This window comes from Enterococcus sp. DIV0755f (assembly GCF_051713725.1).
Lineage (GTDB): Bacteria > Bacillota > Bacilli > Lactobacillales > Enterococcaceae > Enterococcus_D > Enterococcus_D casseliflavus.
Map to the genome: position 1 here is coordinate 337,460 of NZ_JBIOQL010000001.1, position 22,019 is coordinate 359,478.

Annotated in this window: 20 protein-coding genes; all 20 read left to right on the top strand. The window is 45.3% G+C overall.

Going from position 1 to position 22,019, the window contains the following annotated elements:
- Positions 1-317 precede the first annotated feature (317 nt).
- The 20 genes from IGI73_RS01610 (at position 318) to IGI73_RS01705 (ending at position 22,017) form a co-directional block, all read left to right on the top strand.
- Positions 318-1,115 carry a formate/nitrite transporter family protein gene (locus IGI73_RS01610; protein WP_005227159.1) on the top strand — a complete coding sequence of 266 codons (798 nt, stop codon included), beginning with the start codon at positions 318-320 and terminating at the stop codon, positions 1,113-1,115.
- A 217-nt stretch (positions 1,116-1,332) separates the two neighbouring features.
- On the top strand, positions 1,333-2,109 hold the full coding sequence (locus tag IGI73_RS01615) for a Cof-type HAD-IIB family hydrolase (protein ID WP_005227160.1): 777 nt from the start codon (positions 1,333-1,335) through the stop codon (positions 2,107-2,109).
- Positions 2,110-2,227: 118 nt separating this feature from the next.
- Positions 2,228-2,650 (top strand): methylglyoxal synthase, encoded by a 423-nt coding sequence (locus tag IGI73_RS01620; RefSeq protein ID WP_008376307.1) that lies wholly within the window; start codon positions 2,228-2,230, stop codon positions 2,648-2,650.
- Positions 2,651-2,687: 37 nt separating this feature from the next.
- Entirely contained in the window at positions 2,688-3,923 is a 1,236-nt protein-coding gene (gene pepT, locus IGI73_RS01625; protein WP_428206902.1) for a peptidase T, read from the top strand.
- A gap of 150 nt (positions 3,924-4,073) precedes the next feature.
- A complete protein-coding gene (locus IGI73_RS01630; RefSeq protein ID WP_010748642.1) occupies positions 4,074-4,871 on the top strand; it encodes a TIGR00282 family metallophosphoesterase in 798 nt (265 codons plus the stop codon).
- Between the two features lie 7 nt (positions 4,872-4,878).
- Positions 4,879-5,268: a YlbF family regulator gene (locus IGI73_RS01635; RefSeq protein WP_010748643.1), complete on the top strand. Its 390-nt coding sequence runs from the start codon at positions 4,879-4,881 to the stop codon at positions 5,266-5,268.
- Positions 5,252-7,804 (top strand): DNA mismatch repair protein MutS, encoded by a 2,553-nt coding sequence (gene mutS / locus IGI73_RS01640; RefSeq protein ID WP_332281823.1) that lies wholly within the window; start codon positions 5,252-5,254, stop codon positions 7,802-7,804. The genes IGI73_RS01635 and mutS overlap by 17 nt, the downstream gene beginning before the upstream one ends.
- 15 nt (positions 7,805-7,819) lie before the next feature.
- Positions 7,820-9,928, top strand: a complete 2,109-nt coding sequence (gene mutL, locus IGI73_RS01645; RefSeq protein WP_428206899.1) for a DNA mismatch repair endonuclease MutL — start codon at positions 7,820-7,822, stop codon at positions 9,926-9,928.
- Positions 9,925-10,485 (top strand): Maf family protein, encoded by a 561-nt coding sequence (locus IGI73_RS01650; protein WP_015508832.1) that lies wholly within the window; start codon positions 9,925-9,927, stop codon positions 10,483-10,485. Before mutL ends, IGI73_RS01650 begins: the two co-directional genes overlap by 4 nt.
- A gap of 2 nt (positions 10,486-10,487) precedes the next feature.
- Positions 10,488-10,886, top strand: a complete 399-nt coding sequence (locus IGI73_RS01655; protein ID WP_270287894.1) for a GFA family protein — start codon at positions 10,488-10,490, stop codon at positions 10,884-10,886.
- Between the two features lie 88 nt (positions 10,887-10,974).
- On the top strand, positions 10,975-11,406 hold the full coding sequence (gene msrB, locus IGI73_RS01660; protein WP_008376288.1) for a peptide-methionine (R)-S-oxide reductase MsrB: 432 nt from the start codon (positions 10,975-10,977) through the stop codon (positions 11,404-11,406).
- Between the two features lie 181 nt (positions 11,407-11,587).
- The gene (ruvA, locus tag IGI73_RS01665; protein WP_005232405.1) at positions 11,588-12,178 is read left to right on the top strand and encodes a Holliday junction branch migration protein RuvA; all 591 of its coding nucleotides are present in this window, start codon (positions 11,588-11,590) and stop codon (positions 12,176-12,178) included.
- A gap of 14 nt (positions 12,179-12,192) precedes the next feature.
- Complete coding sequence (gene ruvB / locus IGI73_RS01670) at positions 12,193-13,194, top strand: Holliday junction branch migration DNA helicase RuvB (protein WP_142966933.1); 1,002 nt, start codon at positions 12,193-12,195, stop codon at positions 13,192-13,194.
- Positions 13,195-13,546: 352 nt separating this feature from the next.
- A complete protein-coding gene (locus tag IGI73_RS01675; RefSeq protein WP_005232388.1) occupies positions 13,547-14,458 on the top strand; it encodes an ABC transporter permease in 912 nt (303 codons plus the stop codon).
- A gap of 11 nt (positions 14,459-14,469) precedes the next feature.
- On the top strand, positions 14,470-15,351 hold the full coding sequence (locus tag IGI73_RS01680) for a carbohydrate ABC transporter permease (RefSeq protein WP_005227173.1): 882 nt from the start codon (positions 14,470-14,472) through the stop codon (positions 15,349-15,351).
- Between the two features lie 14 nt (positions 15,352-15,365).
- Positions 15,366-16,967: a sugar ABC transporter substrate-binding protein gene (locus tag IGI73_RS01685; RefSeq protein ID WP_005227174.1), complete on the top strand. Its 1,602-nt coding sequence runs from the start codon at positions 15,366-15,368 to the stop codon at positions 16,965-16,967.
- 607 nt (positions 16,968-17,574) lie between these two features.
- The gene (locus IGI73_RS01690; RefSeq protein WP_015508834.1) at positions 17,575-18,177 is read left to right on the top strand and encodes a DUF624 domain-containing protein; all 603 of its coding nucleotides are present in this window, start codon (positions 17,575-17,577) and stop codon (positions 18,175-18,177) included.
- Positions 18,170-19,090, top strand: a complete 921-nt coding sequence (locus IGI73_RS01695; protein WP_428206897.1) for an acetylxylan esterase — start codon at positions 18,170-18,172, stop codon at positions 19,088-19,090. The genes IGI73_RS01690 and IGI73_RS01695 overlap by 8 nt, the downstream gene beginning before the upstream one ends.
- Positions 19,081-19,860 carry an endonuclease/exonuclease/phosphatase family protein gene (locus IGI73_RS01700; RefSeq protein WP_142424761.1) on the top strand — a complete coding sequence of 260 codons (780 nt, stop codon included), beginning with the start codon at positions 19,081-19,083 and terminating at the stop codon, positions 19,858-19,860. The genes IGI73_RS01695 and IGI73_RS01700 overlap by 10 nt, the downstream gene beginning before the upstream one ends.
- A 6-nt stretch (positions 19,861-19,866) precedes the next feature.
- Positions 19,867-22,017, top strand: coding sequence for a glycoside hydrolase family 3 N-terminal domain-containing protein (locus tag IGI73_RS01705; RefSeq protein WP_373192408.1), 2,151 nt, complete (start codon positions 19,867-19,869; stop codon positions 22,015-22,017).
- Positions 22,018-22,019: the final 2 nt, after the last annotated feature.

A 22,019-nucleotide genomic window follows, 5' to 3' on the forward strand; every position in this document is an offset into this window, starting at 1 on the left:
ACTCACATTCGTGCAGTTCGTTCTTCAATCTTCACCTTTGCAGCCGCGGTTACGCAATTGCACCCGAGGGGCAACGAACTGGTGACGAGCTGTTATTTTCCTGCTGCATTATTTTACACAAGGAATAGTATACGACAAACTAGGGGCAAAAGTCAAGATGGAGCTGGCTTTGGATTTGATGAAAACAAAGCTTGAAATTTTTCATTAATTACTTATATTTTCAAATATCTCTTTACAAATCAGCATTTCGTCATTAGAATATGGAAGTATTGTGCAAATTATAACGAAGTAAAATTTTTCATAAAAGGAGTAGAAAAATGAATCCAGTATCCCCATTATTTGAGAAGATCGATTCATCCATAGAAAAGAAAATCGATTTGATCAAGAGTAGTTATTTGCGTTACGCTGTACGTGCGATGATGGCTTGTTTATTCTTGACCCTCGGAACAGCTATTGCTTTTGCGATCGCTATGAAAGGTGAATCAATGGTTCACGGGTTAGGAAAAATTTTGTATGCATTTATGTTTAGCTGGTCTTTAGTCATGATTCTTTATATGAACGCAGAATTAGGAACATCGAATATGTTGTATATGACTGTTGGGGTTTACCGTAAACGTCTAAGTATTCCTTTGGCATTGAAAATTTTGCTTACGTGTGTCTTGTTCAACTTGATCGGCGGGGTGATCTTCGGCTCGATCGTTGCGCTAACGGGACCTTTTCAAGGGCTGACCGCAGACAACTTTATGCTGACCTCGATCACTGCAAAATTAGAAAAATCCACTATCCAAATTTTAGTGGAAGCGATGTTCGCTAATATCGTGGTAAACACAGCCGTGTTGGTAAGCATGCGGATGAAAGACGATGCTGGAAAAGTCGCAGCAATCATTTTCATCATCTTTATCTTTGCTTTCTTAGGCTTCGAACACGTCATCGCTAACTTCCCAGCGTTTACCTTAGCTTTCTGGGCTTCAGGCGGACACTTGGCAGGCATGACTGTCGGCAGTGTGATCCATAATTTAGTTTTTGCCTTTATCGGTAATTATATCGGCGGTGGCTTGGTCATGGGACTTGGCTATGCATGGTTGAACAACTCAAAATCGACCTATGTCGACTAATCAGAACCTACAAAAAGAAGCAGCGATGCTTCTTTTTTTCTTTTCTCTAACATTTCTCTAGGAAGAAGCTATCATCCCTTAACGGAGCGTTGAAATCAGCGGTCATTTGTGTTAAGAATAAGTATGTACGGTTTTTCTTGCTGTTTTTTGTAAAAATGACCGCAACCAAGACCAAAATCTTAGTTACTTCTTAATAGAAAGCGAGCCTTAACCTTTTATGAATCGGAAATTCTTTGCCTTTGATATTGATGGAACCTTGCTTGACTCGAACAAACAGCCACTAGACAGTACGCTAAAAGCCCTTGATCTTCTGCGAGATGCTGGCCATTTCGTGACCGTTGCCACTGGGCGCAGTCGTTTTCACGCCCAAGACATTATTCGTTCGTTGTCCTTTGATAATTACATTTTATGTAATGGGGCAGCCGCCTTTCTTTCGCATCAGCAGGTGTATAAAAACTTGCTCGATGAAACGCAATTGGCTGCTTTCGTGGCAGAAGCCCAAGAGCTTGGGATCGATACGGCCTTTGTCGGGATGGATACAGCGAAACGAGCGTCTTCGTTGGATATTGCTAAAATGGAAGCAGCGATGCATTCCTTTGGTGCCCAACTTCCTGAGTTGGACATGGACTTTCCTGAAGAAAAAGAAGTCTATCAAGCATTGGCTTTTTACGGAAAAGAGTATGAGCATTTCTTTGACGAGAAATACAGCAAACTGCGTTTTGTACGTTGGCATGAAAACAGTGTGGATGTCGTTCCAAAAGAAGGCTCCAAAGCAGCAACGATCCTGTGTGTCGCAGAACAATTAGGGATAGCGCAAGAAGATGTGATCTGTTTTGGTGATGGCCAAAACGATCGTGAAATGCTGACTGCCGCAGGTGTCGGTGTGGCAATGGGCAATGCGGTCCCTGAGATCCAACAAGTCGCAGATATGGTGACCGCTAGCAATGATGAAGATGGTATCTGGTTAGCCTTGAAAGAATTACAACTGATTTAAAAAGGAATCCTTTAGACATAGCACAGTCGATTTGCGGCATCTGTGCTATGTTTTTTTGTTTTTTCTCGGTCGCAAAGAAAATAAATTGGTACAATAGAAAAAAGGGGGAATGCAGCAAATGAAAATCGCATTGATTGCTCATGATCGAAAAAAGGATGTAATGGTAAAATTAGTGACTGCCTATCGAGAAATTTTAGCGCAGCATGAACTTTTCGCAACAGGAACTACGGGGAAGAGGATCGAAGAAGCAACCCAGTTGCCTGTCCACCGCTACAAATCAGGGCCGCTGGGAGGAGACCAGCAAATTGGCGCCATGATTTCGCAAGATGACTTGGACATGGTGATCTTTTTGCGCGATCCTTTAGCCGCACAACCCCATGAACCAGATGTAACGGCATTGATTCGCTTGTCAGACGTGTACGAGATTCCTTTAGCCACCAATATGGGAACGGCAGAGATCTTGCTGCGCGGGTTAGCAGCTGGCTTTGCTGATTTTCGACAAGTGATCCACGAAACGGACAATCGTCCCCTGTCGTTATAAAGATAGTAGAAGAATTGAAGAAAAAGGACGTGCAGAATTGAAAGCAATCTTAAAGGATTTTTTGACCTATGCAAAAATGAATACTCGCTCGGATGCCACGAGTCAGACCATCCCAACGACGCAGGGACAAGTTGAGTTGGCTCTTTTATTGAAAGATCAGTTGATCGAGATGGGATTAGCGGATGTTGCTTACTATGAAAAGAATAGTTTTGTGATCGGACGTCTACCTGGTAATCCTGAAAAAACGGCGATCGGCTTTATTGCCCATGTAGATACGGCAGATTTCGAAGCTGAAAATATTCAACCGCAGATCCATGAAAATTACGATGGCAAGGATGTTTGTTTAAATAAAGAAAAAGCTATTTATATGACAACTGCTGAATTTCCTAATCTCAAAGACTATGTCGGCGAAACGTTGATCACAACGGATGGAACGACCCTGCTGGGTGCAGATGATAAAGCTGGTATCGCAGAGATCATTGATGCGCTGCGGATCTTACAAACGATGGATGCGCATAAGCGTGGCGATGTCTGGGTCGCTTTTGGTCCTGACGAAGAGATCGGGACTGGCGCTGATCGCTTTGATGCGGCGGATTTTCCAGTAGCATTTGCTTACACGATGGACAGTGGTCGCGTGGGCCATATGGAGTATGAAACCTTTAATGCGGCTCGTATCGATATAACGATCGACGGTACGAGTGTGCATCCTGGGACTGCCTATGGTCGTTTGTTCAACGCCTTGAAAATCGCGCATCAAATCGATGATGCCTTACCAGCAGAGGAAGTTCCTGAACGCACCCGCGGGTATGAAGGCTTCTACCTGCTGCACAATTTGACGGGACATATTGGTCGAGCAGAAGTTTCTTATATCATTCGTGATCACGATCATACGCTTTTTGAACAGCGAAAAGCCAACATCGTGGGGATCATTGATGAACTGAACACAGCCTATGGGCAAGAACGTATCACCTATACGCTGTATGACCAATATTACAATATGGGGGATTTGATCAAGAAAGATCCCCGCAGTATCGAAGCTGCCCGAGCAGGGATGCAAGCGATTGGCGTGACGCCGATCGAAGCACCGTTTCGTGGCGGGACCGACGGCTCGAAAATCACCTATAAAGGGATCCCAACACCGAACTTATTTGTCGGCGGTGAAAACTTCCATGGCCAGTATGAATTTATTACCGTGGAAGCGATGGAAAAAGCCCGTGATTTGATCGTGGCGATCGTAGAACACGTAGGACAAGAGGACACCACTGTTTCCTAAGAGAATTAAGCGACACGCTAGACTGATGCGAAAGAGTCTAGCGTGTTTTTTTGTCCTGCTGCAGGGAAGAACCGCAAGTGAAAGAACCTTTTTTTTCTGGACCAAAACCCTTATAATAGAAAAGAAGCTAAAAGAGAAGAGGAAAAATGTGTGCGGGTATTATTCATTGGAGATGTAGTTGGTTCATTAGGAAGAGAAACGATCACGGAGTACCTTCCAAAATTAAAAAAGGCGTATCGACCACAGGTGACGATCGCAAACGGCGAGAATGCGGCGGCGGGTCGTGGGATCACTGGTAAAATCTATAAGAAATTTTTGCAAGATGGTGTCGATGTCGTGACACTAGGCAATCATACATGGGACAACCGTGACATTTTTGAATTTATTGGCGATGCGAAGAAAATGATTCGTCCAGCCAATTTTCCAGAGGGAACACCGGGCGTCGGCATGGTATTTGTGAAAGTCAACACCATTGAATTAGCGGTAATCAACATGCAAGCTCGCTCGTTCATGGTAGACCTTGATGATCCGTTTCGCAAAATGGATGAACTGGTTGCGATTGCCCGCAAACGTACACCGTTTATCTTTGTGGATTTTCATGGGGAGACCACCAGCGAAAAACAAGCGATGGGCTGGTATTTGGATGGCCGTGTTTCGGCAGTCGTCGGCACGCATACCCACGTCCAGACCAATGATGCGCGGATTTTGCCCCAAGGAACAGCTTATTTGTCAGATGTCGGCATGACTGGTCCTTATGATGGGATCTTGGGGATGAAACGCGAACCAGTCATTGAAAAATTTTTGACGGCGTTGCCGCAACGGTTTGAAGTGATTGAAAAAGGCCGCAGTATTTTGTCGGCTTGCTTGCTTGAGATTGATGAAGCCACTGGTAAAGCAAAATCGATCCGTCCGATCCAAATCAGTGAAGATCGCCCGTTTACAGAATAGGAGAAGCATGGAAGAGCAATTAGCCAAGGAACCACACGTTGCCCAAGAGCTGGCTGCTTTGCAAAGGCTCTTGTCTGATCATCCGATCGTTCAAGAATTTCAAGAAATTCAAGCACGAGCCTTGCAAAACCAAGGGCTATTGGAGCTGGAAGAAGCGCTGAAGCAAGCGCAAAAAGAGATCGTTCAATTTGAGCATTATGAGAAACCCGAAGCAAAAAAAGCTGCCGAGCAGCGTTATGCGTCATTGACAAACGAATACGAGCAGCATCCTTTAGTGGTTGCTTATCGCCAAGCGTTACTGCAAGCAGATGAATTGCTGCAATATGTCACGACGGAGATCCAAAAGAAAATGAATAAAGCCATCGAGGAGGATGAAACCAATGCCTCAAAAAACTAAAAATACCCCGATGATGGAACAGTATTTAAGCATCAAGGCTCAGTACCAAGATGCTTTTTTATTCTATCGTTTAGGGGATTTCTATGAATTATTTAATGAGGATGCTGTCAAGGCAGCACAAATTTTAGAACTGACGTTAACCAGCCGCAACAAAAATGCGGAGGAACCGATCCCTATGTGTGGGGTGCCTTACCACGCTGCCAGCAATTACATCGACACCTTGATCGAGCAAGGCTACAAAGTAGCGATCTGTGAGCAAGTGGAAGATCCAAAAACCACCAAAGGAATGGTCAAACGCGAAGTCGTTCAACTGATCACGCCGGGAACGGTGATGGACAGCAAAGGCCTATCCGCCAAAGAAAACAACTTTTTGACAGCTGTTTTGCAGCAAGGGGAGCGTTTTGGCTTTGCTTATGTCGATCTAAGTACCGGTGAATTAAAAGCAGCGCAATTGGAAGATGAAGAAGCTGTCGTCAATGAGGCCGCCGCTCTGCAAACGAAAGAAGTCGTTTTGTGCAGCGAGATCCCTGAGTCATTGCAAACAACACTGACCAATCGCTTGAATGTCGTGTTTTCTAAGCAAGAAACGTTGGAAGAAAATGCCGAATTTCAATTTTTAACAGAACCTCTCTCCCAAGAGTTAGAAAAAGTAGTCACAGGGAAGTTGCTAAGTTATTTGGCGATCACCCAAAAACGCAGTTTAGCGCATATTCAACAAGCCGTGGAATATCAGCCCAATCATGCCTTGAAAATGGATCATTATTCCAAATTCAACTTAGAGTTGACGCAGTCGATTCGAACTGGCAAAAAACAAGGGACTCTTTTGTGGTTGTTGGACGAGACAAAAACCGCAATGGGTGGCCGTTTGTTAAAGCAATGGTTAGACCGTCCCTTGATCCAGCCAAAGAAAATCACTGCCCGCCAAGAAATGGTCCAATCGTTACTGGACAGTTTCTTTGAGCGAGCAGATCTGCAAGAAGCGTTGACGAAAGTCTATGACATGGAACGCTTAGTCGGACGGGTCGCCTTCGGAAATGTCAATGGCCGCGATTTGCTGCAGTTGAAATCTTCTTTGGAGCAAGTGCCTTTGATCGCGCAATTGCTGCAAGGCATCAACCGTGGCGAGTGGAATGACTTGCTGCTGGAATTAACGCCCTTAGATGATTTGGTTGCACTGATCGAAGCTGCGATCGATGAAGATGCCCCGTTACAGATCACGGAAGGCAACATTATAAAAGACGGGTTCCATCAACAATTAGATGAATACCGTACAGCGATGCGTAACGGCAAGCAATGGTTGGCGGAATTAGAAGCCAACGAACGCCAAGCGACGGGAGTCAAAAACCTGAAAGTTGGGTTCAACCGCGTCTTTGGCTATTACATTGAGATCACGAAAGCCAATCTAGTGAATTTAGATACCTCTCGCTACGAGCGCAAGCAAACGTTAGCCAATGCGGAACGGTTTATTTCCCCCGAGTTGAAAAAACTGGAGACTTTGATTTTAGAAGCCGAAGAGAAATCGGTGGATTTGGAATACCGCCTGTTTCTTGACGTCCGTGAAGAAGTGAAAAAGAGTATCACCCGTCTACAAAAGTTAGCCAAAGCCGTCAGTGCGGTCGATGTCTTACAAAGTTTCGCCACAGTTTCGGAACGCTACCAATACGTGCGACCGACAGTAGCGAAAAAACGAGCGGTATCGATCATCGACGGCCGTCATCCTGTAGTGGAAAAAGTCCTTGGTCACCAAGAGTACATTCCGAATAGTATCGTGATGGATGAAGAAACAGAGATCTTGTTGATCACAGGCCCAAATATGTCTGGGAAAAGTACGTACATGCGGCAGTTTGCCTTGCTAGTCATTATGGCGCAGATCGGCTGTTTCGTACCCGCACAATCTGCAGAGATGCCGATTTTTGATCGGATCTTTACTCGCATCGGTGCCAGCGATGACCTGATCGCCGGTCAAAGCACGTTTATGGTGGAGATGATGGAAGCCAACCAAGCGCTGCGTCATGCAACGCCTAACAGCTTGATTTTGTTTGATGAGTTAGGGCGTGGGACTGCGACCTATGATGGGATGGCATTGGCACAAGCCATCATTGAATATATCCACAAAGAAGTTCATGCCAAAACACTTTTCTCCACCCATTATCATGAGCTGACGGTTTTAGATGAGGAATTGGCGCACTTGCGCAATGTCCATGTTGGTGCCGTTGAAAAAGAAGGCGAAGTCGTCTTCTTGCATAAGATGATGGAAGGGCCCGCAGATAAAAGCTATGGGATCCATGTAGCCAAAATCGCTGGACTGCCAAGTGCACTCTTACAGCGCGCAGCCACGATCTTAAAAGCGCTGGAAGAACATGAACCGACGGTACAGCCAAAACCCGTCGTCGAAGAAAGTCAGCAGTTGTCGTTGTTTAGTGAAGTATCTACGGAAGAAATCGGCGTCATCGATCAATTGAAGAAATTGAATCTGTTGGAAATGACCCCGATGGATGCTCTGAATACATTGTACGAGCTGCAAAAACGAATTTAGAAAGAAGGTCAGCAGATGGGAAAGATCCAAGAGTTATCCGAACGTCTGGCGAACCAAATCGCGGCAGGAGAAGTCGTTGAGCGACCGGCTTCTGTCGTCAAAGAATTAGTTGAAAACGCCGTGGATGCCGGCAGTACCCAAATCGATATTTTTATTGAAGAAGCGGGCTTGCGTAAAATCCAAGTCATCGATAATGGCGAAGGAATTGCAGAAGAGGATGTCTTGAATGCCTTTAAACGCCACGCCACCAGTAAAATCCACAATCGGGATGACTTGTTTCGAATACGTACCCTCGGGTTTCGCGGGGAAGCTTTGCCTAGTATCGCTTCGGTTTCAATCCTCTCGATTGAAACGGCAGTCAAAGGCGCCCAACAAGGCTCCTTTGTGCGCTTAAAAGGCGGCGCTGTTGAAGAGCATCTGCCTGCCAACTTGCGGCAAGGAACCAAGATCACTGTGGAAAACCTCTTTTACAATACACCGGCACGTTTGAAATATGTCAAGACGCTGCAAACGGAACTAGCGAACATCGGCGATATCGTCAATCGGATCGCCCTGAGCCACCCAGAAGTGGCTTTTCGTCTCGTTCATGAAGGCAATAAGATGTTGAGCACCACTGGAAGTGGGCAGTTAAAACAAACCATCGCAGGGATCTACGGGGTGGAAACCGCCAAAAAAATGATCGCGATCGATACTGAGGACCTCGACTTTAAAGTCACTGGCTTTGTGTCACTGCCAGAAGTCACCCGAGCCAGCCGCAACTATTTATCCACGATCATCAATGGTCGTTATATTCGCAACTTCGCTTTGAATAAAGCGATCGTTGCTGGTTACGGATCAAAATTGATGGTCGGTCGTTTTCCATTAGCTGTCCTTGAAATCAAAATGGACCCCTTATTAGTCGATGTCAACGTTCATCCGACTAAGCAAGAAGTTCGTTTGTCAAAAGAAGAAGAATTGACCAAGCTAATCAGTAAAGCCATCAATGAGGCGCTGCGGGAAATCAATTTGATTCCTAACGCGGCTGACAATCTGCGTTTTAAGAAAAAAGTTGCCGATCAGCCAAAAGCCCAGCAGCTTGGCTTGGAACTGGAGTCAGCAGGAAATTCGACTTCTGGGTTGTCTTATAATCGCGAAACAGGGAAATTTGAGGTGCAGAGCAACACTTATCAACAGACTGTGGATAAGTCTGTGGAAAAACCTGTGGAGGAAGGTGGAAAACTTCCAGAAATGCCACAGGAATCTAGCGACAACCTGTTGGAAGAAACCGAGGAAACCTTTCGCAGTTTGGAAGAGACGCTGCCAAATAAGCCTGTCCGAAAACCATTTGTGGAAGGCCAGACGGAAACAAAAGCGTCGCTGCCAGAAGCGCCAGTCTTTCTCCCAGATGAGACGCCAGAGCTTACGGCGCAGGATCTGCAAAGTCAAGCGACTCTGCATCCTGAAATGCATGGGGATGACCGCAACTACCTAAAAACGGTCGAACGGTTGCTGGAAGAAGAACCAGCGAAGGAGCGTTTTCCCCAATTGGATTATTTTGGGCAGATGCATGGGACCTATTTGTTTGCCCAAAGCGAGGCGGGGCTATATATCGTCGACCAGCATGCGGCGCAAGAACGAATCAAATACGAGTATTACCGCGAAAAAATCGGCGAAGTGACCAATGACCTGCAAGAATTGTTGGTGCCGATCGTTTTGGATTATCCCAACAGCGATGCACTGCAATTACAAGAACAAAGCGACAAGCTGGCAGAAGTCGGGATCCATCTGGAATCTTTTGGGACCAATAGTTTCATCGTCCGAGCGCACCCGACGTGGTACCCTAGCGGTGAAGAAGAAGCCATCATCCGCGAAATGATCGATATGTTATTGACGACAGGAAGTGTCAGTGTCAAAAAGTTTCGTGAAGCAACCGCGATCATGATGAGCTGCAAACGATCCATCAAAGCCAATCACTATTTGAATGAAGCACAAGCTAGGATCTTGTTGCAAGATTTAGCGAAATGCGAGAATCCCTTCAACTGTCCCCATGGTCGTCCGGTGCTGATCCATTTCACCAACAGCGACATGGAGCGGATGTTCAAACGGATTCAAGATCCTCATCGAGCAAGGAGTGGCATGGAATGATTATTTTGGCTTCACAGTCGCCGCGGCGCAAAGAATTATTAGCAGAGTTAGTCTCGGAATTTGCGGTCATACCAGCAGATATCGACGAATCGGTCCGACCAAACGAAGCTGCGATCCCTTATGTCCAACGGATGGCAGCAGAAAAAGCGGCGGCTATTGCACAAACCAATCCTGAAGATCTGGTGATCGCGAGCGATACGACGGTCGTGGTGGATGAAGAAATCTTAGGAAAGCCAGTCGACCGTAAAGATGCTCGGTCGATGTTGCGAAAAATGAGCGGACGTACCCATTGGGTGCATACCGCCGTCGTTTTGCAAAAAGGCAAACAGCAACGCCAAGCAGTGGTTTCGACGGAAGTTGTGTTTCGTCCTTTGACGGATCAAGAGATCGACAAGTATCTTGCCTTAGATGAGTACCAAGACAAAGCGGGCGCCTATGGGATCCAAGGGGCAGCCAAAATATTTGTCTCATCGATAAACGGCGATTTTTATACGATCGTAGGATTTCCTGTCGCTACGGTCTATCAGTTGTTGCAAGAGTTTACGGAGGAGGAATAAGGATGGATGTTTCTGGTAGTTGTCTTTGCGGCAAAGTCACGATCGACTTGACGGGAGTTGCGAAAGAAATCACGGTTTGTCATTGTAGTCTCTGCCAGAAATTTCATGGCGGACCGATGTTTGCTCTTGCGCCATGCGCTGAGGACCAGATGACTCTTCAAGGAGCGAAGTGGCTGCGACGTTACGATTCTTCTGAGTGGGCACAGCGAGGATTCTGCAGTCAATGCGGCTCGAGCCTGTTCTTTTACCTCAAAGAAGCACACACCTATTTTTTTGCGGCTGGGTTGTTTGGCAACTTGCCAGAAGCTGTCTTAATCGAAGAAATCTATACAAAAGACCAACCGCATTTCTACCATTTTGCGGAACCAACGACTCGTTGGCAAAAGCTGCAAAACCCTTAAGCAATTTGAGCAAGTCATTTTACATTCGCTAAGAAAAAAGGCATGATAGAGCATACAGGATGAGTCTAGAGGAAAAGCAGGTGAAAAAATGACAGATAAAAAAGAATTAAAAGAAAAGTTGTCGCCGATCGAATATGCGGTGACCCAAGAAAATGCAACCGAACGCCCCTTTACTGGCGAGTATGATGATTTTTATGAAAAAGGGATCTATGTTGATATCGTCAACGGAGAACCATTGTTTGCTTCTACTGATAAATATGACGCAGGTTGTGGCTGGCCGTCCTTTTCGAAACCGATCAGTCGCCAAGATATTCAAGAAAAAGCCGATTTTTCTCACGGCATGCATCGGGTAGAAGTCCGCAGCAAAGAAGCTGACTCTCATTTAGGACATGTTTTTTCAGACGGTCCTCAGGACAAAGGCGGTTTGCGCTATTGTATCAACTCGGCAGCATTGAAGTTCATCCCTTTAGCAGAAATGGATGAAAAAGGCTATGGCGAATTCAAATCACTCGTTGAGTAAGTATTAGGAACTGTGTGCGAAAAAAAGACGCAGCAGCATGTCTCGTTTGAAAAAATGCGACTGAAACAACGGTTTTTCCTCCGTTTGTTTCCTGCTAAGCCTTTTCCTTCGTTCACAGTCCTTTTTTTGCCCTCTCGTCTGTGCTACAATAAAGGGAACATATGTACAGAAAGGAAATCACATGTACGAATATATCATAGGAAAAGTAACGGATATCTTTCCGGCGTATATCGTCGTTGAGACCCATGGCATCGGCTATCAGATCGCTTTTGGCAATCCGTATTCATTTAGCGGCAAGTTGAACCAAGAAGTAAAAATCTATCTGCACCAAGTGATTCGTGAAGATGCTCATAGTCTCTACGGCTTTGCCACGATCGAAGGCAAGCAGTTGTTTTTAAAATTGATCAGTGTCTCAGGTATTGGACCAAAGAGTGCGTTAGCAATCATGGCCAATGAAGACCATACAGGGTTGATCACGGCAGTCGAAAATGGGGACGTCAATTATTTGACTAAGTTCCCAGGTGTCGGTAAAAAGACGGCGCAGCAAATGATCCTAGACTTGAAAGGCAAAGTGGCTGAACTGGTTGGAGAAGAAGCGATCGTTCCTCTAAGCGTAGCAACGACTGCTTTAGATGAAGCGATGGAAGCCTTGAAAGCATTGGGTTATAGCGAAAAAGAAGTCAAGAAAGCCGAAAAACAATTAGCGGCGAATACCACAAAATCGACGGATGAGTACTTGCGGGAAGCTCTCCGATTGATGATGAAAAAGTAAGGAGCAAGTAGACGATGGATGAACGAATTGTTTCGCCAGAAAGCACAGAACAAGAAGAGATCATCGAAAAATCCTTGCGTCCGCAAACCCTTGCCCAATATATCGGACAAGACAAAGTCAAGCAGGAGCTTTCGATTTATATCCAAGCGGCGAAAAATCGAGAAGAGGCGTTGGATCATGTCCTCTTATATGGTCCGCCAGGCTTAGGGAAAACAACGATGGCAATGGTGATCGCCAACGAGATGCAGGTCCAAATCAAGACGACCAGCGGTCCTGCGATCGAAAAACCAGGGGATTTGATTGCGATCTTGAATGAGCTGCAGCCGGGGGATGTTCTGTTTATCGATGAGATCCATCGCTTGCCTCGTGTCGCCGAAGAAATGCTTTATTCGGCAATGGAAGATTTTTATGTGGATATCATGGTGGGGCAAGGGACAACGGCTCACCCAGTTCATTTTCCGCTCCCGCCATTTACCTTAGTCGGCGCAACGACGCGGGCGGGGATGCTCTCGGCGCCACTACGGGATCGCTTCGGGATCATTTCTCATATGCAATATTATGAAGACCATGATTTAAAAGAGATCGTGCAGCGGACTGCGTCGATCTTTGAAACGGATATCGTGGAAGAAGGGGCGATCGAAATCGCCCGCAGATCCCGAGGCACTCCACGGATCGCCAACCGGTTGCTTAAACGAGTTCGCGATTATGCGCAAGTGCAAGCGGATGGGTTGATCGATCGCACCGTTGCTGACCAGGCATTGGCGCTTTTGGCAGTCGATCATGCTGGCTTGGATTATATCGATCAGAAATTGATCCGCACGATGATCGAATTGTATCAAGGCGGCCCGGTGGGATTAAGTACGATCGCTGTCAATATCGGGGAAGAAACCGAAACAGTGGAAGATATGTACGAACCGTTTTTGATCCAAAAAGGATTTTTGAAACGCACCTCGCGTGGGCGGATCGCAACACCGTTAGCCTATGACCATTTTGGCTATCCCAAAAGAAGTGAATAGAACGAAGCAGCAATCAACGATGATTGCTGCTTTTTTGTGCTTTTGGTGAAACGTTTCTTTTTATTTTTTAATGATTTCTGTGAATTAATCGATGTTGAAAAAATACAATATTTGTGAAATTTGATTAAAAGGAAATGTTTGTAAAAAGGATTTATTCTGAAAAAGCTGATATGAAAGCTTTTTCATTTGTGAGGAACCCAACGAAATTTGTGAAAAAAGAAAAGCTGAAAAAAATAATTGGAAAGGCTTGCATTTTCGATTGGCAGCGGATATAATCTTTTTGTAGAAACGTTTCACCAAAATGTGGAGATATACGTAGTGTTGCGAGGATAGAAAGAAGGAGATTTTGTGTATGAGTAAACTGCAAAAGTTTTATAGTCAACGGCAGCTTCACTGGATGGTTTTTCCCGGCGTGGCATTTATGATCGTATTTAATTATATTCCGATCTACGGAATTATAATCGCTTTCAAAAACTATACGGTGATTGACACGATTTCATCAGCACCATGGGTCGGGTTAGAGAATTTCCGTATCATTATGAATGACAGTTTTTTCTGGGAAGCGGTTAGAAATACGTTAGCCATCAGCTTATTGAAATTAGGTTTAGGTTTTGCGATCCCGATTGTGTTAGCCATTATGATTTTTGAAATGCAAGATGGCCGCTTGAAGAAATTTATTCAAACGGTTTCATACATTCCCCATTTTTTCTCATGGATCGTGCTAGGTGGGATGATGATTTCTTGGCTGTCAACGAACGGCTTTATCAACCAAGTGCTGATGTCCGTAGGATTGATGGACAAAGGGGTCAATCATCTATTGGATCCAAGCAAATATTGGTGGATCGCGGTCCTTTCGGATCTATGGAAAGAAGTCGGCTGGGGAACGATCCTTTACTTGGCAGGTATGTCGCGGATCGATCCAACGTTTTATGAAGCCGCACGAATCGATGGTGCCAGCAAGCTAAGACAGATTCGTTCGATCACATTGCCATTACTGACACCGATCATCTCCTTAAACTTGATTCTGAATGTGAGCGGTATCTTAGGGTCAAACCTAGATCAAACATTAGTTTTAATGAATTCACAGAACCAAAACCGTTCAGAAGTCATCAACTCCTTCGTTTATAAAATGGGGTTGACGCAAGGTGATTTCTCTTATGCAACTGCTGTCGGCTTGGGGATCGCGGTCATTTCCGTCATCTTATTGGTGATCACGGATCGAGTGACCCGCAAGTTGAACAACGGCAATTCAGTTATCTTATAGGAGGAAAAAACATGATCAAAAGAAAAGCAAAAGAAAACACGTGGTTTTACTTCTTCAATACCGTGATCTTGATTTTATTCTCATTGATGATCATCGTACCGATTTGGAATATCTTGGTTTCCTCCGTGTCTTCTAGTTCTGGATTAGCGGGCAACGGCCTCGTGTTATGGCCCAAAGGCTTTACCTGGGAAAACTATCGGAAAGTTTTTTCCGACGCAAGTATCCCCCGTGCCTTCTTGATCTCAGTGTTAAAAACGGTTCTTGGGGCTGCGACCCATACCTTGTTTTGTGCGATCGTGGCTTACGGATTGAGTAAATCACGCTTGGTCGGCCGCAACATCTATACAACGATGGGGGTCATCACCATGTACTTCAGTGGTGGGATGATTCCAACGTACTTGCTGATTCGCTCGCTAGGATTACTGGATTCTTTCTGGGTCTACATTATTCCAGCCTTGTTCAGCTACTATGATGTCGTGATTTTAATGAACTTTTTCCGTGAGATTCCGCCTTCACTCGAAGAATCTGCGAAGATCGACGGTGCAAGTGAATTCCAAATCTTCTATAAAATCTTCTTACCATTAACGAAACCGGCCTTGGCAACCATCATCTTGTTCAACGGGGTTGGCCAATGGAACGATTTTATGACGACAAAACTGTATATCACAAAAGAGTATCTCTATCCACTGCAAATGAAGATTTATGAAATCATCGTCCAATCCAACTTGAGTACGATGACTGAAAGCGGTAGTACCGACTTTATCGTCCAAGCAACGACCCGTGGGGTTCAGTTGGCTACGATCGTCATCACGACAGTGCCAATTTTAATTATATATCCATTGCTTCAAAAACACTTTATCGGCGGTATGATGGCCGGTGCAGTAAAAGAATAGAAAGAGGGATAGACATGAAAAAAGTAGTAGGCGGTTTATTGGCAGCATCAGCATTACTCAGCTTAGCAGCATGTGGCGGCAGCTCAGACAATGCCAGCAGTTCGGATTTTTCTATCAAAGATCGGTATGAGTTAGATGAAAAGACACCAGCATGGAAACTCGATACCAAAGAAGAACCAACCAAGATCACATGGTACATCAATTCAGACTGGACAGCTTTGCCATTTGGTGAAGATGTGACGACAGCCCAAATCAAAAAAGATTTGAACATTGATATTGAATTTATTTCAGGGGATGATTCGAAATTAAACGCTTTGATTTCAAGTGGTGATATGCCTGATATCGTGACGTTGATGGATAAAACCAGCCAAGCAGCCACAAAAGCTGATAGCTGGGCATACTCATTGAACGATTTAGCGGAACAATACGATCCGTATTTGATGAATGTCGTGACCGAAGATACCTTCAAATGGTTTGCTTTAGATGATGGCAAAACTTATGGCTATCCAAACTATTCCAACACAGCAGCAGACTACGAAAGCGGCAATATTCCCGTCAACGACAACTTTGTGATCCGTGAAGATGTCTATGAAGCATTAGGCAAACCAGATGTTTCGACGCCAGAAAACTATGTGAAAGTCATGAAAGAAATCAGCGAGAAATTCCCTGATTTGACACCAATGGGCTTCACAACGATCGGCGAAACAGCAGGACCATTCTTAGATAAATTGCAAGATTTCTTAGGTGTTCCATTAGAAGATGAAGATGGTGCGTTCTACGACCGTAATTTAGATGAAGAATATATCTCATGGTTGAAAACCTTCAATCAAGTGTATCGTGACGGCAACATCAGTGATGACAGCTTTACCGATGACGGTCCAACCTATGATGAAAAAGTAAAACAAGGGGACTATGCAACGATCTTAGTCGCAGGAACGAGCGGACAAGGTGGGAACTTCACTGAATTCATGAAAAACTCTGACACACGCTACATCGCAATCGATGGCCCTGCCAGCACGTCTGGTCGTGAAGCAACCTTGAACCAAACAGGAATCTCTGGCTGGTTGATCAACTACATCACAAAAGATGCGGCGGATCCAGCAAAAGTAACCCAACTCTTCACGTACTTGATCGATGAACCAGGACAAATTTTGACAAAATTCGGTGTTGAAGGCGTGACGTATGAATACAACGATGAAGGCAAAATCGATTACTTGCCAGAAATCAAAGAAATGGAACAAACCGACAACGAAGGCTACAACAAAAAATATGGTATCAGCCGTTTCAACTACTTTAACAATGACCGTGTCAATGCACTGAAAGTCAAAACCGAAAATGCGTTGACTCAAATGCAAGAGTGGGGCGAAGGCAAATTGTATCCACACTTTGTGATCGAAAATACGGATCCAGATGCTGGAACTGCTGAAGCACGTTCAAACACAGCCATCAAAACCAAAATCAACAGCACGATCATCTCACTGATCCGTTCAAAAGATGAAGGAACATTTGACAGCACACTAACCGACTTTGAAAGCTTCTTAGATTCAAACAACTGGGATGCAATCAAAGACATTAAAACTGAAAAAATGGCCGAAAACCGCGAACGACTAAAATAACCCCCATAGGAGAGGAAAGGAAGCCAAAAAAAAGACCTTTCCTCTCCTTTGCTTTGAAACACAGGTTTTGCGCGCACTTTGCGTAAAATCTGATGTTTCAAAGTACTAGGCGACTGTAAGGAGCGTAGTGACCAACCAAAGAAACACAGGATTTGCGCGTACTTTGCGCAAAATCTGATGTTTCAAAGTACTAGGCGACCGCAGGGAGCGTAGTGTCCATACAAAGAATCACTGCGATTGGCTCACGTAGTGAGACATGCAAGCTGCACTTAGTGTGTTTTGCTTAGTGCAACTGTAGGCGAAGCGAAAGCGGAGACGAGCAGATGATGAAAAGTACTAGGCGACTGTAAGGAGCGTAGTGACCAACCAAAGAAACACAGGTTTTGCGCGCACTTTGCGCAAAATCTGATGTTTCAAAGTACTAGGCGACCGCAGGGAGCGTAGTGTCCATACAAAGAATCACTGCGATTGGCTCACGTAGTGAGACGTGCAACCTGCAACCCAGAAAACTGTACGTGGAGAAGCGACCCAAATTCACAAGAAGGCAAGAAACAAGTTTACGTAGCACCCGCAGCACAAATCAGCAAGTTTTGATTGGAGGATCATAATGAATCGACTATTTTCTTATGAAGGATGGTACTATCGGGTCTTTGCTTTTTTAGCAGATATGATCATTGTTAGTTTTCTCTTTATGATTCCAGCAATGACGCTGATCCTCGCAGGACCAGCATTGATCGCGCTGTATCAGACGATCGATCAATTGTACAAGGAACGGGATGTCCCGATTTGGCAGCGATACAAGCAAGCATTCTTAAGCAACCTCAAACGTGGGCTCTTCTTAGAAGGTCTTATTATTGCGTATGTCGCAGTCTTTGCTGGGTTGATCTATTCCTTGATGATGATTACACCTTACTTTGGCGTTTTAGCCGTGATCCTCGTCAGCTTGGCTGCGCTGTATCTCGTCGTGTTCGTTCTCTTGTACAGCTTGTTTGCCCAATCATTGCAAGAAACAGCAAAAGAAACGGCCTATGCGGTTCTTAGCAGTACGGCGAATGCGATCATTTTATTGGTGATCCCCATTCTTGTCTTTGTATTGTGCAGCAAAGTGAACCTATTCTTATTTGTTTGTTTAGGGATCTCAGGCTCAGCCTTTGTCCAAGTGTTGTTTTTCAATAAAGTATTAGCGAAGGGGGAAGAGACAAATGACTGAATCCACAGCGAAGGATCGATCCTATTTTTGGGCTTCGGTCCAACAAGAACTTGACACCCTTCCGCTAGCCTTTGAAAGAACCAAACAAGCGCCTTTGCTGAAAGGGATCGATTGTTTTACGATTTCTTTTCAAAGTCTTGGTAATGAAACGATCTATGGGCATCTGTTGCTGCCAGAACAAGCGGCAGATTGTCCAATCGTGATTGATTTTTTAGGCTATATGAATCATGTGCAAGAACCGGTCCAATTTGCTCATTGGTTATTGATCGGCTGCGGCTGTCTTGTCATCGACAATCGCGGACAAGGGGGACGCACGCAAGATCAGGTTCCCTATGAAACCACGCAGCATGAAGCACCTTTTGGACGCGGCATCTTGAAAAAAGAAGATTTTTATATGAAGCGATTGGTCGCAGATAGTTTGCGCACACTAGAAGTCCTTCAACAGATACCGGAAATCGATCCGCAGCGCATTATTTTAAGAGGCGGCTCACAAGGAGGCGGCATCGCCTTATTGGTCAACGCATTAACGAACGTCCCGATTTTTGCGACGTTTGCCGATGTGCCAAGCCACTCCAATCTTGTCCATCGGATCGAACAAAAAACAGGAAGTTACCAGGTGATTCAAGAGTATATCGAACAATTTCCAGAAACGCGGGAAACGATCTATCAAGTCATGAGTTATTTTGATTTGAAGTATTTTGCTCATCAGATAACTGGTCCTGTTTATACATCGGTCGGCAGTGCTGATCCCATCTGTCCCATGGAAGATTTCTTCGTTTCCTATAAAAAGATTCCTGGACCGAAAGAATTGCGTATTTACTTAAATAAAGGGCATGGCGGCGGCGAAGCGAAACAAATCCGTCGTGAGATGCAGCAAATCACAAAATTACTCAAAGGAAATGAATGCAGATGAAAGCAGCAACCTATAATCTACGAGTCGATACTGACTATGACCAAGAATGGCAATGGCACTATCGATCGGAGGCGGTCTGCTCCTTGATCGATTACTACGACTGGGATGTTCTGGCGATCCAAGAAGCTCGTCCCAGCCAATTTGCAGATTTAGCAAAGTTAGCGCAGTATGCTTCCGTCACGGCTGAACGTGACGGGGATGGCTTAGGCGAAGGCATCGGACTGTATTATCAAAAAGAGGCTTTCGAGTTATTAAATTCAGGTTCGTTTTGGTTGTCATTGACACCGACTGAACCAAGTATTCATCCAGAAGCTGCGTATTCACGCTTATGTGTTTGGGCAGTCTTGCAGGAAAAAAAGAATCCGCCTTTTCTTGCTATCACGACTCATTTAGATAATATTTCAGAAATGGCTCGTTTTGAAGGGATGAAAGTGATCCTTGAGCAGCTGGCAGATCAAATCGAACGCTATCCTGTATTGCTGATGGGCGACTTGAATGCGGAGCCAACGGAGCGGGTGCATCGGTACTTAGAGCAGCATTTTCAAAATGCCAAAGAACATGGACAAAAGCCCCATCATGGGCCAAAAGGCTCCTATCAAAATTTTATTTATACGTTACCATGGCAAGAACTAGAAGAAATTGATTATATCTATACGAAAGGCTTCACGGTGGTCAAAACCGCCTGTCTAACGGATTCTTATGATCGTCGTTTTCCCTCCGATCATTTCCCTTTAGAAGCAGAAGTCCAATTTGAAGAAAGCAAAGGATGAATAAAAATGGAACAGCAGAAATTAACCGAACTACTTTCAGAAATGACCTTAGATGAAAAAATCGATCAGTTGCTGCAACTGGCAGCGGCTTTTTATTCAGATAAAGCAGAAGAGAAAACAGGTCCGATGGGCGACTTAGGACTGACACAAGAAAACATCAACAATGCGGGAACAACGCTAGGTGTTTCTGGTGCAAAAGAAGCGATCCGCGTCCAAAAAGAGTATATCGCCAATAACCGCTTGAATATCCCGACGATATTGATGGCGGACATCATTCACGGCTTTCGGACGATTTTCCCGATTCCATTAGGATTAGGTAGTTCATGGGATTTGGCAGCAGCGGAGAAAATGGCGGAAGTATCTGCCAAAGAAGCAGCTGTTTCTGGCTTGCATGTGACCTTTTCACCGATGGTGGACTTAGTAAGAGACCCACGCTGGGGCCGTGTCATGGAATCGACGGGGGAAGATCCTTACTTGAACAGTCGCTTCGCTGAAGCCTTCGTCAAAGGCTATCAAGGGGATGATCTGCGAACGGATTTCAACCGCGTGGCTGCTTGCGTCAAACATTTTGCGGCTTACGGTGCGGCTATCGGTGGTCGCGATTACAACACGGTCAATATGTCAGAACGCCAACTGCGAGAAAGTTATTTGCCAGGCTATAAAGCAGCCCTTGATGCTGGTGCCAAGCTGGTGATGACCTCCTTTAATACGGTAGACGGCATTCCAGCAACGGCTAATCGCTGGCTTTTCCGCGATGTTTTGCGAGAAGAATTCGGGTTTGAAGGCGTTGTGATCTCTGACTGGGCAGCAATCAAAGAAGTGATCGCTCATGGCGTAGCGGAGGATGAAAAACATGCCGCTGAACTAGCCATCAAAGCTGGGGTCGATATCGAGATGATGACGACTTGCTACACCGATAACTTGAAAGAGTTGATCGCAGAAGGCACCGTTGAGGAAGCCTTAGTCGATGAAGCGGTGCTAAGAATCTTGACCTTGAAAAATGAGCTGGGGCTATTTGAAAATCCATACCGCGGCGCTGATGAAGCCGCTGAAGCAGCCACTGTTTTGTCTCAAGAACACCGAGAGATCGCCAGCGATATCGCAAAGAAATCAATGGTGTTGTTGAAAAATGAAGGTGTTCTGCCGTTGCAGAAAACCGAAAAAGTCGCGATCGTGGGCCCAGGTGCTCACTCCCGTGATCTATTAGGTGCTTGGTCCTGGCAAGGAAAACAAGAAGAAGTAGTGACATTAGTGGAGGGTGCTCAAGCCTTGGGTGCGGATCTGTTGATCGGTCAAGAGCCCTTTGATTATTTTGCACCGTCTGAAGCGGCGATCCAAGAAGCGATCGAATTAGTGAAGGCAGCGGATAAAGTGGTCCTAGCGCTAGGAGAGCAGGAATGGATGAGCGGTGAAGCTGCCAGCCGCAGCGACATTCGTTTGCCGCAAGCCCAATTGTCCTTGGTTGAAACCTTAAAAGAATACAACGAGCAATTGATCGTAACTCTTTATAACGGTCGTCCTCTTGATTTGCAAGGTGTGGATGCAGCCAAAGCGATCGTCGAGGCTTGGTTCCCTGGAACCGAAGGCGGAAACGCACTTGCTCAGATCCTGTGGGGAGAATACAATCCAAGCGGTCGCTTGAGCATGTCATTCCCAGAAACCGTTGGACAAGTTCCTGTGTATTACAACGTTGACAATACCGGTCGTCCTTATGAAAGTGCACCGGATGAAAAATATGTCTCGAAATATTTGGATGTCTCCAATTATGCCAAATATCCATTTGGGTTTGGCTTGAGTTATAGCCCAGTTGCGTATTCTGCGGTGACGTTGGATCAGCCGACTATGACCAAAGATCAAACGGTCACGGCTTCCATCACTGTTACGAACCAAGGAACAGCAGCGGTCTGGGAAACGGTCCAATGCTACATTCGCGATTTAGTCGGTGAAGTGGTTCGCCCAGTGAAAGAACTGAAAGGCTTTAAGAAAATTTGGCTAGAGGCTGGCGAATCAGCAACCGTTCAATTTGAGATCACGGAAGAACTGCTGCGCTATGTCCACAGCAACCAACAATTAAGCAGTGATCCAGGGAAATTCCACATCATGATTGGTGGGAACAGCCGAGACACCCAACAAACAACCCTGCAATTAGTTAGGTAAGA

Excerpts from the sequence above, each read along its gene's own strand:
- IGI73_RS01610 (WP_005227159.1), top strand. The coding sequence starts at position 318 with ATGAATCCAGTATCCCCATTATTTGAGAAGATCGATTCATCCATAGAA.
- IGI73_RS01615 (WP_005227160.1), top strand. The coding sequence starts at position 1,333 with ATGAATCGGAAATTCTTTGCCTTTGATATTGATGGAACCTTGCTTGAC.
- IGI73_RS01620 (WP_008376307.1), top strand. The coding sequence starts at position 2,228 with ATGAAAATCGCATTGATTGCTCATGATCGAAAAAAGGATGTAATGGTA.
- IGI73_RS01635 (WP_010748643.1), top strand. The coding sequence starts at position 4,879 with ATGGAAGAGCAATTAGCCAAGGAACCACACGTTGCCCAAGAGCTGGCT.
- mutS (WP_332281823.1), top strand. The coding sequence starts at position 5,252 with ATGCCTCAAAAAACTAAAAATACCCCGATGATGGAACAGTATTTAAGC.
- mutL (WP_428206899.1), top strand. The coding sequence starts at position 7,820 with ATGGGAAAGATCCAAGAGTTATCCGAACGTCTGGCGAACCAAATCGCG.
- IGI73_RS01650 (WP_015508832.1), top strand. The coding sequence starts at position 9,925 with ATGATTATTTTGGCTTCACAGTCGCCGCGGCGCAAAGAATTATTAGCA.
- IGI73_RS01655 (WP_270287894.1), top strand. The coding sequence starts at position 10,488 with ATGGATGTTTCTGGTAGTTGTCTTTGCGGCAAAGTCACGATCGACTTG.
- msrB (WP_008376288.1), top strand. The coding sequence starts at position 10,975 with ATGACAGATAAAAAAGAATTAAAAGAAAAGTTGTCGCCGATCGAATAT.
- ruvA (WP_005232405.1), top strand. The coding sequence starts at position 11,588 with ATGTACGAATATATCATAGGAAAAGTAACGGATATCTTTCCGGCGTAT.
- ruvB (WP_142966933.1), top strand. The coding sequence starts at position 12,193 with ATGGATGAACGAATTGTTTCGCCAGAAAGCACAGAACAAGAAGAGATC.
- IGI73_RS01675 (WP_005232388.1), top strand. The coding sequence starts at position 13,547 with ATGAGTAAACTGCAAAAGTTTTATAGTCAACGGCAGCTTCACTGGATG.
- IGI73_RS01680 (WP_005227173.1), top strand. The coding sequence starts at position 14,470 with ATGATCAAAAGAAAAGCAAAAGAAAACACGTGGTTTTACTTCTTCAAT.
- IGI73_RS01685 (WP_005227174.1), top strand. The coding sequence starts at position 15,366 with ATGAAAAAAGTAGTAGGCGGTTTATTGGCAGCATCAGCATTACTCAGC.
- IGI73_RS01690 (WP_015508834.1), top strand. The coding sequence starts at position 17,575 with ATGAATCGACTATTTTCTTATGAAGGATGGTACTATCGGGTCTTTGCT.
- IGI73_RS01695 (WP_428206897.1), top strand. The coding sequence starts at position 18,170 with ATGACTGAATCCACAGCGAAGGATCGATCCTATTTTTGGGCTTCGGTC.
- IGI73_RS01700 (WP_142424761.1), top strand. The coding sequence starts at position 19,081 with ATGCAGATGAAAGCAGCAACCTATAATCTACGAGTCGATACTGACTAT.
- IGI73_RS01705 (WP_373192408.1), top strand. The coding sequence starts at position 19,867 with ATGGAACAGCAGAAATTAACCGAACTACTTTCAGAAATGACCTTAGAT.